20 protein-coding genes are annotated in these 14844 nt (G+C 69.7%); 14 read left to right on the plus strand and 6 right to left on the minus strand.

Annotation, left to right across the window (positions count from 1 at the left end):
- Positions 1-7: 7 nt before the first annotated feature.
- Positions 8-2107 (minus strand): 3-hydroxyacyl-CoA dehydrogenase NAD-binding domain-containing protein, encoded by a 2100-nt coding sequence (locus tag JI739_RS00480; protein WP_201681888.1) that lies wholly within the window; start codon positions 2105-2107, stop codon positions 8-10.
- Between the two features lie 432 nt (positions 2108-2539).
- Between JI739_RS00480 and JI739_RS24955 the strand changes: the two genes are divergently transcribed.
- The 8 genes from JI739_RS24955 (at position 2540) to JI739_RS00515 (ending at position 5806) form a co-directional block, all read left to right on the plus strand.
- A complete protein-coding gene (locus tag JI739_RS24955; protein WP_494338066.1) occupies positions 2540-2824 on the plus strand; it encodes a DUF6861 domain-containing protein in 285 nt (94 codons plus the stop codon).
- A 117-nt stretch (positions 2825-2941) separates the two neighbouring features.
- Positions 2942-3370: a type III secretion system chaperone gene (locus JI739_RS00485; RefSeq protein ID WP_201681889.1), complete on the plus strand. Its 429-nt coding sequence runs from the start codon at positions 2942-2944 to the stop codon at positions 3368-3370.
- A complete protein-coding gene (locus tag JI739_RS00490; protein WP_201681890.1) occupies positions 3367-3768 on the plus strand; it encodes a type III secretion system chaperone in 402 nt (133 codons plus the stop codon). Before JI739_RS00485 ends, JI739_RS00490 begins: the two co-directional genes overlap by 4 nt.
- 15 nt (positions 3769-3783) lie before the next feature.
- Positions 3784-4218 (plus strand): YMGG-like glycine zipper-containing protein, encoded by a 435-nt coding sequence (locus JI739_RS00495; RefSeq protein ID WP_201681891.1) that lies wholly within the window; start codon positions 3784-3786, stop codon positions 4216-4218.
- A 204-nt stretch (positions 4219-4422) separates the two neighbouring features.
- Entirely contained in the window at positions 4423-4704 is a 282-nt protein-coding gene (locus tag JI739_RS00500; protein ID WP_201681892.1) for a hypothetical protein, read from the plus strand.
- A gap of 33 nt (positions 4705-4737) precedes the next feature.
- Complete coding sequence (locus tag JI739_RS00505) at positions 4738-5139, plus strand: type III secretion system chaperone (RefSeq protein WP_201681893.1); 402 nt, start codon at positions 4738-4740, stop codon at positions 5137-5139.
- On the plus strand, positions 5136-5567 hold the full coding sequence (locus JI739_RS00510) for a type III secretion system chaperone (protein WP_201681894.1): 432 nt from the start codon (positions 5136-5138) through the stop codon (positions 5565-5567). Before JI739_RS00505 ends, JI739_RS00510 begins: the two co-directional genes overlap by 4 nt.
- Positions 5564-5806 (plus strand): hypothetical protein, encoded by a 243-nt coding sequence (locus JI739_RS00515; RefSeq protein ID WP_201681895.1) that lies wholly within the window; start codon positions 5564-5566, stop codon positions 5804-5806. Before JI739_RS00510 ends, JI739_RS00515 begins: the two co-directional genes overlap by 4 nt.
- Here the strand turns inward: JI739_RS00515 and JI739_RS00520 are convergent.
- From JI739_RS00520 to JI739_RS00535, 4 genes are read right to left on the minus strand one after another with little or no spacing between them, the layout of a single operon-like run.
- Positions 5781-6476, minus strand: a complete 696-nt coding sequence (locus JI739_RS00520) for an ABC transporter ATP-binding protein (RefSeq protein ID WP_201681896.1) — start codon at positions 6474-6476, stop codon at positions 5781-5783. The two genes, JI739_RS00515 and JI739_RS00520, sit on opposite strands and share 26 nt — an antisense overlap.
- Positions 6476-7231: an ABC transporter ATP-binding protein gene (locus JI739_RS00525; RefSeq protein WP_201681897.1), complete on the minus strand. Its 756-nt coding sequence runs from the start codon at positions 7229-7231 to the stop codon at positions 6476-6478. Before JI739_RS00525 ends, JI739_RS00520 begins: the two co-directional genes overlap by 1 nt.
- Positions 7228-8445, minus strand: a complete 1218-nt coding sequence (locus tag JI739_RS00530; protein ID WP_201681898.1) for a branched-chain amino acid ABC transporter permease — start codon at positions 8443-8445, stop codon at positions 7228-7230. The genes JI739_RS00525 and JI739_RS00530 overlap by 4 nt, the downstream gene beginning before the upstream one ends.
- A complete protein-coding gene (locus tag JI739_RS00535) occupies positions 8438-9385 on the minus strand; it encodes a branched-chain amino acid ABC transporter permease (RefSeq protein ID WP_201681899.1) in 948 nt (315 codons plus the stop codon). Before JI739_RS00535 ends, JI739_RS00530 begins: the two co-directional genes overlap by 8 nt.
- A gap of 120 nt (positions 9386-9505) precedes the next feature.
- On the opposite strand from JI739_RS00535, the gene msrB reads away from it, so the two are divergent.
- From msrB to JI739_RS00560, 5 genes are read left to right on the plus strand one after another with little or no spacing between them, the layout of a single operon-like run.
- The gene (gene msrB, locus JI739_RS00540; protein WP_201681900.1) at positions 9506-9928 is read left to right on the plus strand and encodes a peptide-methionine (R)-S-oxide reductase MsrB; all 423 of its coding nucleotides are present in this window, start codon (positions 9506-9508) and stop codon (positions 9926-9928) included.
- Positions 9925-10467 carry a septation protein A gene (locus JI739_RS00545; protein WP_201681901.1) on the plus strand — a complete coding sequence of 181 codons (543 nt, stop codon included), beginning with the start codon at positions 9925-9927 and terminating at the stop codon, positions 10465-10467. Before msrB ends, JI739_RS00545 begins: the two co-directional genes overlap by 4 nt.
- Complete coding sequence (locus JI739_RS00550; protein WP_201681902.1) at positions 10464-10769, plus strand: BolA family protein; 306 nt, start codon at positions 10464-10466, stop codon at positions 10767-10769. Before JI739_RS00545 ends, JI739_RS00550 begins: the two co-directional genes overlap by 4 nt.
- Positions 10766-11545, plus strand: a complete 780-nt coding sequence (locus JI739_RS00555) for a peptidylprolyl isomerase (protein ID WP_201681903.1) — start codon at positions 10766-10768, stop codon at positions 11543-11545. Before JI739_RS00550 ends, JI739_RS00555 begins: the two co-directional genes overlap by 4 nt.
- Before the next feature lie 6 nt (positions 11546-11551).
- Entirely contained in the window at positions 11552-11998 is a 447-nt protein-coding gene (locus JI739_RS00560) for a COG4315 family predicted lipoprotein (RefSeq protein ID WP_201681904.1), read from the plus strand.
- Between the two features lie 27 nt (positions 11999-12025).
- Here the strand turns inward: JI739_RS00560 and JI739_RS00565 are convergent, their stop codons facing one another.
- Positions 12026-12772 carry an acetyltransferase domain-containing protein gene (locus tag JI739_RS00565; RefSeq protein ID WP_201681905.1) on the minus strand — a complete coding sequence of 249 codons (747 nt, stop codon included), beginning with the start codon at positions 12770-12772 and terminating at the stop codon, positions 12026-12028.
- Positions 12773-12840: 68 nt separating this feature from the next.
- Between JI739_RS00565 and JI739_RS00570 the strand changes: the two genes are divergently transcribed.
- Positions 12841-14841 carry a peptidase U32 family protein gene (locus JI739_RS00570; RefSeq protein ID WP_201681906.1) on the plus strand — a complete coding sequence of 667 codons (2001 nt, stop codon included), beginning with the start codon at positions 12841-12843 and terminating at the stop codon, positions 14839-14841.
- Positions 14842-14844: the final 3 nt, after the last annotated feature.

Consider the following 14844-nt stretch of genomic DNA (forward strand, 5'->3'; position numbering starts at 1 on the left):
GTGGCTTTCAGTTGAAGGTCCGGCCCTCGGCCAGGAGCCGCAGGAGCAGCGGGGCCGGCTGCCAGAAGGCGGGCTCGGCGCGGGGATTGCGGGCGAAGCGCTGCATGGCCTGCACCACGTTGAACAGGCCCACCGTGTCGGCGTACTTCATGGGGCCGCCGCGGTGCAGCGGGAAACCGTAGCCGGTGAGGTAGACCACGTCGATGTCGCTGGCGCGCGCGGCGATGCCCTCATGGAGCAGGCGCGCACCCTCGTTCACCAGCGCGAACACCAGGCGCTGCACGATCTCGGCGTCTTCGATGCGGCGGCGCTCCAGGCCTTGCTCGCGCCGATGGTCCTCGATCAGTTGCGCCACCAGCGGTGAAGGCACCGCATCGCGCGAGCCGGCCGCGTAGTCGTACCAGCCGGCGCCCGTCTTCTGCCCGAAGCGGCCCAGCTCGCAGAGCCTGTCGGCCACGACGCTGGCCGGCTGCTGCGGCCGCTCGGTGCGGTGGCGCTTGCGCACCGCCCAGGCGATGTCGTTTCCGGCCATGTCGCTCACGCGGAACGGGCCCATCGCGAAGCCGAAGGCCTCGATGGCGCGGTCGATCTGCTGCGGCGTGGCGCCCTCGTCCAACAGCAGGTTGGCCTGGCGGAAATAAGGCTCGAGCATGCGGTTGCCGATGAAGCCGTCGCACACGCCGGCCACCACCGCCGTCTTGCGCAGCGTCCTGGCCAGCTTCATCACGGTGGCGAGCACGTCCTTGGCGGTCTGTTCGCCGCGCACCACCTCCAGCAGCTTCATGACATGGGCCGGGCTGAAGAAGTGCAGGCCCACCACGTCCTGCGGGCGACTCGTGAAGGACGCGATGCGGTTCAGGTCGAGCGTGGACGTGTTGCTGGCCAGGATCGCGCCGGGCTTGGCCGTGGCGTCCAGCTGCTCGAACACCTGGCGCTTGACGTCCATGTCTTCGAACACGGCCTCGATCAGCAGGTCGCAGCCGCGCAGGTCGGCCAGCTGCAGCGTGGGCTTGAGCAAGTCGAGCCGGCGCGCCTGCTGCTCGCCGGTGAGCCGGCCCTTCTTCACCTGGCCCTCGTAGGCCTTGCGGATGCCGGCGACGCCGCGCTCCAGCGCCTCGGGCCGGGTTTCCAGCAGCGTCACCGGCAGGTCGGCGTTGAGAAAGGCCATGGCGATGCCGCTGCCCATGGTGCCGGCGCCCACGATGCCCACGCTCGCCACCGGGCGCAGGGGGGTGTCGTCGGGGACGTCGGGAATGCGCGAGGCGGCGCGCTCGGCCGCGAACACATGGCGCAGCGCCCGCGACTCGGGCGTGAGCATCAGGTTCAGGAAGGTTTCGCGCTCGCGCCGCAGGCCTTCGTCGAACGGCCCGCGCGTGGCGGCTTCGACCGCGTCGATGCACCTCGGGGGCGCCGGGAAATGCGGCGCCATGGCCTTGGCCGTGTTGCGGGCGAACTGGAAGAAGGCCTCGCCCTGCGGATGGCCGCAAGGCAGGTCGCGAATGCGCGGCAAGGGCCGCATGTCGGCCACCGAGCGTGCCAGCTCCATCGCCTCGTCCATCAGCGATTCGCGCGAGGCCGCCAGGCGGTCGAACAGCTGCTGTCCCGGCAGCCGGGCCAGCACCTCGCTCTTTGCCGCCTCGCCGGTGACGATCATGTTCAGCGCCGTCTCGACTCCCAGCACCCGCGGCAGTCGCTGGGTGCCCCCGGCCCCGGGGATCAGCCCCAGCTTCACCTCGGGCAGCGCGATGCTGCAACCCGGCGCGGCGATGCGGTAGTGCGCACCCAGGGCCAGCTCCAGCCCACCGCCCATGGCCACCGAGTGCACGGCGGCGACCACGGGCTTGTCGGAGTTCTCCAGGGCGGCGATCAGCGACAGCAGGATGGGCTCGGTCAGCGCCTTGGGCGAGTCGAACTCGCGGATGTCGGCGCCGCCCGAGAAGGCCCGGCCGGCGCCGGTGAGCACGACGGCCTTCACCTGCGGATCGGCGTTGGCTTGCTGCAGGCCGGCGGCCACGCCGCGGCGCGTCTCCAGGCCCAGCCCGTTCACGGGCGGGTTGTTCAAGGTGATCACCGCCACATCGGCGTGCACCTGGTACTGAGCCGTCATGGCGGTCCTCGGAAATGGGTTCGTGACAAGGCGTTGCGCAAAGGCGGCCGGATTCTAGGAGCCGTCCAGCCATCGTAGCCTCGGCGCGACGCCTACGCGCGTTTCTTCGACTTGGCCTGACGGGAACCTTTCCAGTGGCGCTTTCACTCAGCAGCGCGTGCCGCCGGTCCGCCGCCCTGACCGGCCCCAGACAGGAGAGACGATGAACCTGGACAACCCCCTCACCGGGCTTCCCGCGCAGTTTCGCCAATTACCAGTGGCCCATTCGAGGAGCGCTTCATGAACGCAGTCCACGGCGGGCAGCCGATGTACCAAGTCCCGGCCCAACATTCGCAAAACCGGAGTGGGAGCACCCAAGCCACACCCATTCGTGCCACGCCGAATCGGCCGCAGGAGGGATCGACCTGGGTCCGTGGCGCCGGCGCAGGGCGGATGGAACGTCCGCATTCCGGGGAAAGCTTCCTGAGTCGGATCGCGTCGAAGGATGGCACGTTCGGGCAGAAGTGCGCCTGGGTCTTGCTGCAGACGTTCAAGGGTGCGGCGGCAAGTGCCGTGGTTGGCGCGGTCGCGGGTGCCGTCGCGGGTGCCGTCGGTTATGGGGTAGGTGCGCTCCCTGGCGCCGTCGCAGGAGCGGCTCTCGGAGCGACATTCGGGGGGGGCGCCGCACTCGTCATTGCCATCGGCGAGGCGTTCACACCCCGTAGCCCTTTCGCTTGATGCCGGCTGCGGAGGCGGCCCAACCACGAGGCCTGACAGGAACCTTTCGCCATCGATTCCCACTCAGCAGCGCGTGCCGCCGGTCCGCGACCTGACCGGCCTTCCACAGGAGCGACGATGACACTGAACGAAGCCCTTGCCGGGCTGAATGCGCAGTTCCGCCTGGAGCCCTTTCCGCCCGAAGAGGACGGCCGCACCTACTACCGCTTCGACGAGGTCACCGTGGGCCTGGCCCAGGCCTTCCAGCCCGGCTTCCTGGCGGCCCGCAGCTGGGTGGGCACGGTGGGCTGCGACGACGAGGCCGCCGTCGCGAACCTGGCCCTGGCCAATCGGCGGCTGCCCTTCGCGCCCGACGCCGTCCTGGGCATCGACGGCGAAGGCGAGGTCTTCCTCGACCAGCGCATCGGCGGCGACGAGCTCACCCACGACATGCTCCTGAACAGCCTCAGCCGATTGGTGAACGAGGCCCAGGCCTGGAAGCAGCGGCTGGCGAACGGTTCGCCAGCCGCGGAAACGAAGCCGGACATGGGAGGACTGCGCGCATGAGCCCCGACCAAATGAACGAAGTACTGGCCGCTCATCTCGGCCTGAGCCGACTGGAACCCGGTGACCAGGGGTTCTCGATGCCGATGGAAGACGGCACGCCCATGGAGCTGCACCTGGACGCCGAGCGCGAGTGGCTGCTGCTGCTGGCGCCCATCGGGGACTATCCGACCGGTGGCACCCACGGAAGTTATCTCGGTGGCCTGGCGGGCAACCTCGCCAGCGCCCGCAGCGGCTTGCCGGCACTCGTGTTCGATGCGGCGAACACCACCATCACCGCACGCACGGTCCTATGGCTGCCGCCCCTCGCGACCGGCCAGCTGCCCGAGCTCCTGACCGCGTTCGCCGCCTCCTGCCGGGAGCTGCGGATGCACATGCAAGCGGCACTCGCCGAGATCTGAAGGAAGGAGTGACGCATGGATGCTGCTCGCGGAACACACGCCATACACACGCACGTCGGTTCATCACCGCCGCCGCAGTCCACATCGGCGAAGCCGATCGAACCCAACGCCATCCGGCATCAGCAGACCACGTCTACCCTCGGCCAGGCCAGCCCGGGGCAGGCTGGGAAGAAGCCGGCCATGGACACGCTTCACGATCTGGCGCAACTCGGTTTCGACCGCACGACCATCAAGTCGGCCACCGAGGATCAGAAGTGGAGCTACGTCAGAAGCCGCGCCCTACAGGGCGCGCTGGCGGGGGCCATGGCGGGCGCCCTGCCCGGGGCCTCGGCGGGGACACTCGTCATGGGACTGGGAACCCTTCCGGGGGCTGCGATTGGCGGCGTTGTCGGTGGGGTCATCGGCGCAGTCACGGCAGCACGTGTCGCGTGGCGGGAAGCCTTCAGGTAGCGGTTCACGCACGCACAAGCGGACCCGTCGACTCACATGCAACCGGCACTCGCCGACAAGCGAACGAGAGGGGCGCCACGCATGACCGTCATCCAGGGCGCGCGAGCTCCCTACCCTGCGCAGGGCGGGTCGGTGCAAGGGGCCGGACGCTGTGCGCGGTCGATTCCCTCTGAATGCTGCAGGGCTCGGTGCGCACCGCCGGCCTTGCATCAGGGCCGTGCCGCAAAGGCCGACAAGCCGGCAGCCGGAACCCTGCACTTCGATCCGCGCGCAAGCACGTTCCAGGAGAAGTGCAGCTACGTGCTGACCTACGCCATGGCCCATGCGGTGGTGGGAGCGGGGATCGGAGCTGCCCTGGGCGGCACCATGGGCCTCATCGGCGCCGGGGTCGGGGCCTTGCCGGGCGCGGTGCTCGGCGCCAAGGTGGGCGCCGTGCTGGGTGCCACCGTCGGCGCGATCGGGGGCGCGATGAAGGCCTGGGGTTAGCGTGACCTCGAACACCCGCGAACAGGAGCGCCCATGCATCTTGCCCACCTGATGTCCCAGCTGCACGCCGATCTCCGGCTGCCGCCGCCGCAGGCGCATGCCGGCGGCACCTTCGCCTTGCGCGTGGAGCGGGTCACGGTCGACTTCAGGCCGCTGGAGGGCGAGGACGCTTTCCTCATGCAAAGTTTCCTGGGTACCGTGGACCTGGACGACAGCGAGACCCTGGCCGCGCTGCTCGAGGCCAACCAGCCCATGCCCGGGTGCGCGCGCCCGGTGCTGGGCGTGGACCTGGACAGCCGGGTGTTCCTCACCCAGCGCCTCGAAGCCGATGAGGAACTCGGCTGGCCCAGCTTCAAGTCGCAGCTGGAGGCCTTCGTGGGCTGCGCGCAGACCTGGGCGGAACGGCTCGGCGTCCTGGTGGAGGGACACGCATGAACGCAGACGCACGCCGGCTGGTGACCGACGCGGCGCAGCTGCTGGGGGTCTCGCCCTTCGCCCTGGATGCGGACGGCACCAGCGCCCTGCACTTCCCGCACGACGTCGACATCGAGCTGCGCGTCGATGAATACGCCGAGGCCATCGACGCCCTGGCGGTCATCGGATCGCCGCCCGAGCACGCGGCGGCCGGCGCGTTCATCGGCTCGCTGCTGGTGAACCCGATGCTGGCCGAGGCGGGCCAGCCCCACGTGGCCTGGGAACCGCACAGCCGGAACCTGCTGCTGTGCCGGGGCTTCGCCGCCTCACGCCTGACCCCCCGGCAGCTGGCCGACCAGCTGCACGCGCTGGCGACGCGATGCGATGCCTACCGTGAACACTGGCTCAGGCCGGCTGTGCCTGTCGCAGTGGCCAAGGAGATGACATGAGCAGCGCTTCCATCGGGCCCGGTGGGCACGCCGGAGTGGCACGCGCCTGGCAAGGGCCGGTGCGTGCCGGCGGCGACCCGGGGCGCGTGAGTGCGAGCCCGATGCGATTGCAGCGGGCGCCCACGCCCGGTCCGTTCGTCGTCTCCCTGCAATCGGCCGTGCCCTGCGAGCCGGGGCCGCTCCCGCGCAGCCCCGAGCCGGGCCACGAGCCGTTCACACTTCCAGCCATTCGGCCCTGACACCAGCCGCCTCGGCCAGCGCCCGGGGCGTGTCGTCGAAGACGATGCGCCCGTGCCCCATGACCAGCACCCGGTCGGAGATGGCCAGCGCAATGGTGAGCTTCTGCTCGATCAGCAGCACCGACACGCCGCGCGCCTGGAGCACCCGCAGGGCCTGCGCCACCATCTCGACGACCTGGGGCGCCAGGCCTTCGGTGGGTTCGTCCACCAGCACCAGCTGCGGATCGCCCATGAGGGTGCGCGACAGGGTGAGCATCTGCTGCTCCCCGCCGGAGAGCACGCCGGCCGGTGTGTGCTGGCGGTCTTTCAGGCGCGGGAACAGCTGGTAGACCTCGTCGAAGGTCCAGCGCGGATCGCGCTGTCCGCGCTTGCATCCCAGCAGCAGGTTCTGGTGCACCGTGAGGCCGGGAAAGATGGCACGGTCCTCGGGCACGTAGCCGATGCCGGCGTGGGCGATCTGGTAGGGCTTGCGCCCCAGCAAGGCCTGCCCCTTCCAGCTGACGCGGCCGCTGGCCTGGCACAGGCCCATGATCGCCTTCGCGCAGGTCGAGCGACCCGATCCATTGCGCCCGAGCAGGGCCACGATCTCGCCGGGGGCCACGGCGAAGGACACCCCATGCAGCACGTGGCTGAGGCCGTAGAACGCGTGCAGGTCCTGCAGCTGCAGCATCAGGGTGCCTCCACGAATCGCCCGAGGTAGGCCTGCTGCACCCGGGCGTCGGCCCGCACGCGTTCGGGTGTGTCGAGCGCGATCACCTCGCCTTGCACCAGCACCGCCACGCGGTCGGCCAGGCCGAAGACCACACCCATGTCGTGCTCCACCATCAGCAGCGTGCGGCCTTCCGTGACGCGCGCGATCAGCTGCGTGAAGCGCTCGGTCTCGCTGCGGCTCATGCCCGCCGTGGGTTCGTCCAGCAGGATCACCTCGGAGCCACCCGCGATGGTCAGGCCCATCTCGAGCGCGCGCTGTTCGGCATAGCTCAGGTGCATGGCCGGCACCTCGCGCCGCGCCTGCAGGCCCAGCAGGTCGAGCAGCTCGCATACCCGCTCGTTCGCCCGGCGCATGCGGCCCGGCAGCCGCAGCAGCCGCCAGCCATGGCCCTGGCTCCACATCACCGCGCAGCGCAGGTTCTCGAACACGCTCAGCGAGGGGAACACGTGCGTGACCTGGAAGCTGCGCGCCAGGCCCAGGCGGTGGATCTCGTAGGGCGGCTTGCCGGCGATGGCTCGGCCCTGGAGCCGCACCTGGCCGCTGTCGGGTGCCAGGCGGCCGCTGACCAGGTTGAACAGCGTGGACTTGCCGGCGCCGTTGGGGCCGATGAGCGCCATTCGCTCACCCCGCTGCACGGCCAGGCTGGCGCCACGGATGACCTCGGTGCGGCCGAAGCGCTTGTGCAGGTCGATGAGTTCGAGCACGGCTGTCATGCGCCCCGCTTTCGCAGGCGAAGCCCGGCCAGCCGGAACAGGGCCGCTCCGCCCAATACCGACAGGGCCGCGCCCCACCAGCTGCTGGCCTCGCGGGTGTGCAGCGACAGGCCCCCGAAGCGCAGTTCGGGACCGAGCATGGCCTCGAGCTGCAGGTGGTAGACCAGCTCGATCAGCGCCGCCATGCCGGCCCCTGCGAGGACCGCACCCGCGATGCGGACCAGCCGCGCAGCAGGCCATCCGCGCCCGCCTCGCGAGCTGCGATCGAGCAGCAGGCCGGCGACGCCGCCCGGCGCGAACATCACCGCGGCCAGGAAGGCAAGGCCCACGTACAGCAGCCAGGCGCGGGTCCATTCGGACAACAGCACGAAGGCCAGCACCATCAGCACCCCGCCGATGAGGGGTCCGACGAAGAACCCGGTGCCACCCAGGAAGGTGAACAGCAGGTAGGCGCCCGAGCGTGCCGCCCCGAATGCGTCGGCGGTGACGATCTCGAAGGCCAGCGCCGCCAGTCCGCCCGAGATGCCGGCGAAGAACGCCGACACCATGAAAGCCAGGTAGCGGATGCGGCGCGGGTCGTAGCCGATGAAAGCCACGCGCTCGGCGTTGTCGCGCACCGCGTTGAGCAGCCGCCCCAGCGCCGTGCGCGTGAACAGGTACATGAGCGCGGTGCAGGCGCCGGTGTAGATCGCGATCAGGTAGACCAGCTCGATCGACGGGCCCAGGCTGATGCCCCAGGGGGAGCCGCCCACCGTGCGGTCGGCCGTGACGCCGCCTTCGCCGCCGAAGACGCCGGGGAACATCAGGGCCGACGCCCAGGCCAGTTCGCCGATGCCCAGCGTGATCATGGCGAAGGCGGTGCCGCCCTTGCGCGTCGCCAACCAGCCGAACGCCGCCGCGCCGGCCAGCCCGGCCAGGCCGCCGACGAGGGGCACCCCGCTGACCGGCAGCGCCAGGGTTCCGTCACCCACCAGCCGCAGCGCGTGGATGGCCCCGAAGGCGCCCAGGCCGGTGTAGACCGCGTGGCCGAAACTGAGCATGCCGCCCTGCCCCAGCAGGATGTTGTAGGAAAGGCAGGCGATGACGGCAATCCCCATCTGCCCGAGGATGGCGTGCGCCGAGGAACTGGTGAACACCCACGGCGCGCCAGCCAGCACCGCCGCGAAGAGGGCCCAGGGCCACGCCCGGGGTGCAGCCTTCACCCGCTCAAGCATCGCGGGTGCCCAGCAGGCCGCGGGGCCGCACGAGCAGCACCGCCACCAGCAGCAGGTAGGGCAGCACCGGTGCCAGCTGGCTCACCCGCAACTGCCACAGCGCCTGGCCGGGGGTGTCGGGGCCGATCGACAGTCCCAGGACGGCCAGGGCCCCTGCGAGCGAGCCACTCATGCCCACTGCCAGGGTCTGCAGCACGCCGATCGCCAGCGACGCGACGAAGGCGCCCGCCAGGGACCCCAGGCCGCCGACCACCACGACCACGAACAGGATGGAGCCCAGCGTGGCGGCCATGCCCGGCTCGGTCACGAAGGCGTTGCCCCCGATCACCCCCGCCAGCCCCGCCAATGCCGCGCCGCCGGCGAACACGCCCATGAACACCCGCGGCACGTTGTGGCCCAGGGCCTCGACCATCCGGGGGTGCGTCAAGGCGGCCTGGATCACCAGGCCGATGCGCGTGCGCGTGAGCAGCAGCCACAGCGCCAGCAGCATCAGCACGGCCACGGCCATCATGAAGCCGCGGTAGGCCGGAAAGTGAGTGCCGTACAGGGTGAACAGCGGGCCATCCAGGACAGCCGGCACGCGGTAGTCGACGGGGCCCGGTCCCCAGGCCAGCTTGACCACCTCGAGCACGATGAACGACAGCCCGAAGGTGGCCAGCAACTCGTGCACATGGCCGAAGCGATGCACCCGGCGCAGCACCCCCACCTCGAACGCCGCGCCCAGCAGCCCCACCGCCGCGGGGGCCAGCACCAGGGCCGCCCAGTACCCGACCCGCTGGCTAACGGTGTAGGCGACGTAGGCTCCCAGCATGTAGAAGCTGGCGTGCGCGAAGTTGAGCACGCCCATCATGCTGAAGATCAAGGTGAGCCCGGCACACAGCATGAACAGCAGCAAGCCGTAGCTGATGCCGTTCAGGAGCGAGATGGCCAGCAGTTCCATGGGGGGCGGTTATAGACGACCTGCGGGCGGTTTTCCTGGCCGCATTCCCGCATGCCACCTCCGGAGTCGGCCCTGCGGGACAATCCCAGCCCGATTCCGCTTCCGTTTTTCGATCGACACATGACCTATCCCATCCAGAAGAGCGAGGCCGAGTGGAAAGCCGTGCTGGCCGAGAAAGGCGCCGAGCCGGCCGCGTTCCAGGTGACGCGCCACGCGGCCACCGAACGGCCGTTCACCGGCAAGTACGAGCAGGTCTGGGCCGACGGCTCCTACCACTGCATCTGCTGCGGCAACAAGCTGTTCGACGCCGGCACCAAGTTCGATGCCGGCTGCGGCTGGCCCAGCTTCTCGCAGGCCGTGCCGGGCGCCATCCAGGAGGTGGTGGACCGCAGCCACGGCATGGTGCGCACCGAAACCGTTTGTGCACAATGCGGCGCCCACCTGGGCCACGTGTTTCCCGACGGCCCGGCACCCACCGGCCTTCGCTACTGCATGAATTCCGCCTCGCTCGACTTCGACCCCGCCGACCCCGCCCAAGCATGAAGCTGCTGCTCGACTTTTTCCCCATCGTCCTCTTCTTCGTCGCCTTCAAGGTGGCGGACATCTACTGGGCGACGGGCGTGGCCATCGTGGCCACGGTGCTGCAGATCGGCTGGCTGCGCCTGCGCACCGGCAGGACCGAGCCCATGCAATGGCTCAGCCTGGGCGTGATCGTGCTGTTCGGCGGCGCGACCCTGCTCGCGCACAACGACACCTTCATCAAGTGGAAGCCGACGGTGCTGTACTGGCTGATGGGTGGCGCCTTGGTCGCCGGGCAACTGTTGTGGCGCAAGAACCTGCTGAAGTCGCTGATGGGCGGCCAGATGAGCCTGCCCGACGAGGCCTGGCGCGTGATGAACTGGAGCTGGACCGCCTTCTTCGTGGGCATGGGCGCGCTGAACCTCTGGGTGGCCTACAGCTTCAGCACCGACACCTGGGTCAACTTCAAGCTGTTCGGTGGCCTGGGGTTGATGTTCGTGTTCATCGTGGCCCAGGCGCTTTACCTCGGCCGCTACCTCAAGGCCGAGGACGGGCAGTCATGAGCGGCACCGGCATCACTGCCGAGGCCATCCGCCTGCGGCTGCAGGAAGCGCTGCAGCCCACGGCACTCGAGGTGATCGACGAAAGCCACGCCCACGCCGGCCACGCCGGCGCCGACGGCACCGGCTTCGGCACGCACTTCCGGGTGCGCATTTCGGCGCCCGCGTTCGTTGGCCGTGCCAAGGTGGCGCAGCATCGCCTTGTGTATGATGCCCTGCGCTCATTCATTGACCGCGGCCTGCACGCGCTGGCTCTCGAAACCAGCCCTTCGGCCTCTCCGGAATCCTCCAGGAACCCCCCATGAAAATGCACCTTGCCGCGGCCCTGGCCGCCGTTACCCTGGCCGTTGCCTTGCCCGCGGGCGCGCAGAACATTGCCGTCATCAACGGCAAGCCCGTTCCCAAGGCCCGCGCCGACGCGCTGGCTGCCCAGGTCGCCCGCAGCGGCCGCCCCGTCACCCCGGAGATGGCCGAGCAGATCAAGGAAGAGGTCATCGCGCGCGAGATCTTCATGCAGGAAGCCCAGCGCCGCGGGCTGGACGCCAGCGACGATTTCAAGTCCCAGATGGAGCTGGCCCGCCAGACCCTGTTGATCCGCGAGCTGCTGTCCGACGTGCAGAAGAACAACCCGGTCACCGACGCCGAGGTCCAGGCCGAGTACGACAAGTTCGTCGCCGCCAATGCCGGCAAGGAATACCGCGCGAGGCACATCCTGGTGCCCACCGAAGCCGAAGCCAAGACCATCATCGCCAACCTGAAGAAGGGGGCCAAGTTCGAGGACATCGCGAAGAAGCAGTCCAAGGACCCGGGCTCCGGCGCGCAAGGCGGCGACCTCGACTGGGCCTCGGCCAACAGCTACGTGCCCGAGTTTTCCGAAGCCCTGACCAAGCTCAAGAAGGGTGAGCTCACCCAGGCGCCGGTCAAGACGCAGTTCGGCTGGCACGTCATCCGCCTGGACGATGTGCGCGACGCGCAGTTGCCCAAGCTCGAGGAGGTCAAGCCCCAGATCGCCCAGCAACTGCAGCAGCAGAAGCTGATGAAGTTCCAGGACGAGCTGCGTGCCAAGGCGCGCATCGAGTAAACCGGTTTGATCTCCAGAGCGATCAGCGCCGCCCTGGTCGGCGTATGGCTGGCGTCGGGCGCCTGGGCGGGCCCAGCCGGCAGCCGGCTGGTCACGGCCCAGAGCCGCACCCACGGTGCCTACCTGGTGGACGCCACCGGGCGGGCCCTCTATCTCTTCACGGCCGACCAGCGGGCCGAGCCCGGACCGGCAGCCAGCCGTTGCCACGACGCCTGCGCCCAGGCCTGGCCTCCGGTGATCGCGGCCGGCAATCCGGAGGTGGGAGCCCACCTGCAGGCCCGCCTGCTGGGTGCCGTGCAGCGGCGCGACGGCTCGCGCCAGCTCACCTATGGCGGCTGGCCGCTGTACTACCACGCGCAGGACCGGGGTCCCGGCAGCGCCACGGGCCACGGCCTCAAGGCCTTCGGCGGCGAGTGGTCGCTGGTGAGCCCCTCGGGCAGCCGCGCTCGCTGAGCCGAGCCCAGGTGCCGCGAGGCCGCGCTATCGCAGCGCCCGGCTCGCCGCCGCGATCAGCCCGATCAGCACGGGCTGGTGCAGCATGTACCAGCTCAGGCTCCAGCGCCCCATCCACCGCAACCACGCCGTGCCTGGAGGCACCGCACCGGCCACCCAGGCGGGTCGCCGCCGGATCGTCCACCGTCCCGCGGCCATGCCCCACCACACGACGCCCAGCCACGGCACGAGCGGCACGTAGTCCTGGGTGACGGGCTTGCGCCCGATCAGCCCCAGCCAGTTCCAGGCAGGCGTGTTCAGCGCCTCGGGCAGCAGGCCGGCGCCATGCGCGGCCTGTGCGCCGAATTTCAGGGCGATGACCACGGCACCCGCGAGCCACAGCCACGCGCCCCAGTGCGCGGTCAGGCGCGCGATCACCAGCATCACCGCGATGCCGTGCAGCACGCCGAAATAGATGAAGCTGTCCGGAAAAGCCAGGTACGAGCCGATGCTGACCACCACCGCACAGCCGGCCACCTGCGCCCATCGGCGCCAGAAACGCGGCCAGCCCTGCCCCTGCAGGCTGGCCGCGGCCTGGCCCAGTCCCGCGCAGAACAGGAAGGCGCTCACGATGGCCGTGCGCTGCCAGGTCCAGACGGGATCGGCATGGAAGTCTTGCCGCCACCAGCCGAACCAGTCGAGGTCGAAGGCGAAGTGATAGGCGGTCATCCACGCGATGGCGAGCCCGCGCAGGACATCGATGCGGTCGTATCGGGAACGGCTGGCCTCGGGCATGGCGCGCACCATAACCGACCCGTCCGCTGCCTGGCTCGGCCATACCCCCGCTGGGATAATCGCGGGCCATGCTCGCCCACCACCAGCTCGAACTGCTCGCCCCCGCGCGCGACGCCGACATCGGCATCGAAGCGATCAACCACGGGGCCGATGCGGTCTACATCGGCGGGCCGGGGTTCGGCGCCCGGGCCTCGGCGGGCAATGGCGTCCGGGACATCGAGCGGCTCTGCCGGCATGCGCATCGGTTCGGCGCGCGGGTGTTCATCACGCTCAACACCATCCTGCGCGACGACGAACTCGACGACGCCCGCCGCATGGCCTGGGACGTGTACCGCGCCGGCGCCGACGTGCTGATCGTGCAGGACATGGGCCTGCTGGAAATCGAGCTGCCTCCGATCCAGCTGCACGCGAGCACGCAGACCGACATCCGCACCGTTGAAAAGGCGCGCTTCCTGCAGGACGTGGGCTTTTCGCAGATCGTGCTGGCGCGCGAACTCACGCTGGAGCAGATCCGCGAGATCCGTGCCGGCCTCGATGCGCAGCGCTGCAAGCTCGAGTTCTTCGTGCACGGGGCGCTGTGCGTGGCCTACAGCGGCCAGTGCTACATCTCGCACGCCCACACGGGCCGAAGCGCCAACCGCGGCGACTGCTCGCAGGCCTGCCGCCTGCCCTACCACGTCACCGATGCGCAGGGCCGCTTCGTCGCCCACGACAAGCACGTGCTCTCGCTGAAGGACAACAACCAGAGTGCCAACCTCGCGGCGCTGGTCGACGCGGGGGTGCGCAGCTTCAAGATCGAGGGCCGCTACAAGGACATGGGCTACGTGAAGAACATCACCGCCCATTACCGGCTGCTGCTGGACGAGCTGATCGAGCAGCGCGAAGCCAGCGAACTGCCGCTGGCCCGCGCCTCCGCCGGCCGCACCACCTTCAGCTTCACGCCCGATCCGGACCAGAATTTCAACCGCGAGTTCACCGACTACTTCGTCAACGGCCGGCAGGACGACATCGGTGCCTTCGATTCGCCCAAGAACCCGGGCCAGCCGATCGGCTGGGTCACGCAGGTGGGGCCCGACTGGATCGAACTGGCGTGCACCGACGCGCAGAGCGTGCTGCACAACGGCGATGGCCTGTGCTACTTCGACCTGCAGAAGGAACTGGTGGGCGTGGCGATCAATCGCGCCGAACCCGTCGCATCCGCGGGCCGCTGGCGCGTCTTCCCGAAAGACCCGATCGCCGGGCTGCGTGACCTGCGCAAGGGCACCATGCTCAATCGCAACCGTGACATGAGCTGGGTGCGCCGGCTCGACAAGAAGTCGAGCGAGCGCCGCATCGGCGTCTGGGCCCGCCTGTCGGAAACCGGCCAGGGATTCGCCCTCACCCTCACCGACGAGGACGGCCACACGGCGAGCGCCGAGGTGCGGCACGCGCATGAGCCGGCCCGTGACGGCGACCGCGCGCTCGAGGTGCTGCGCGAACAGCTGGGCCGCTTCGGCGGCAGCCTGTTCGAGCCGCTGGAGATCCAGCTGTCCGTGACGAGGCCCTGGTTCATCCCGGCGTCGGTGCTCAACGCCCTGCGCCGCGACGCCACGACCCTGCTGGAAGCTGAGCGGCTGGCCGCCTACCAGCGCCCGCCGCGCGGCGCACCGGTGCAGCCGCCCGCGCCCTACCCCGAGGACACGCTCAGCTACCTGGCCAACGTGCTGAACGGCAAGGCTCGTGATTTCTACGCGCGGCACGGTGTGCGGGTGATCGCCGCGGCCTACGAAAGCCACGAGGAGGAAGGCGAGGTCAGCCTGATGATCACCAAGCACTGCGTGCGCTGGTCGATGAGCCTGTGCCCCAAGCAGGCCCGTGGGGTCATCGGGGTCAAAGGCACCATCAGGGCCGAGCCGCTGCAACTGCTCAATGGCCGCGAAAAGCTGACCTTGCGTTTCGACTGCAAACCCTGCGAAATGCACGTGGTGGGCCGCATCAAGCCGTCGGTGTTGAACCAGCGCACGCGCGAGCTGGCGCGGGGCGTGCCTTTGACGTTCTATCGCACGCGGCCCGCCGTGTCCGGCCGCTGAGGC

It is taken from the genome of Ramlibacter aurantiacus, from assembly GCF_016722895.1.
GTDB classification, from domain to species: domain Bacteria; phylum Pseudomonadota; class Gammaproteobacteria; order Burkholderiales; family Burkholderiaceae_C; genus Ramlibacter; species Ramlibacter aurantiacus.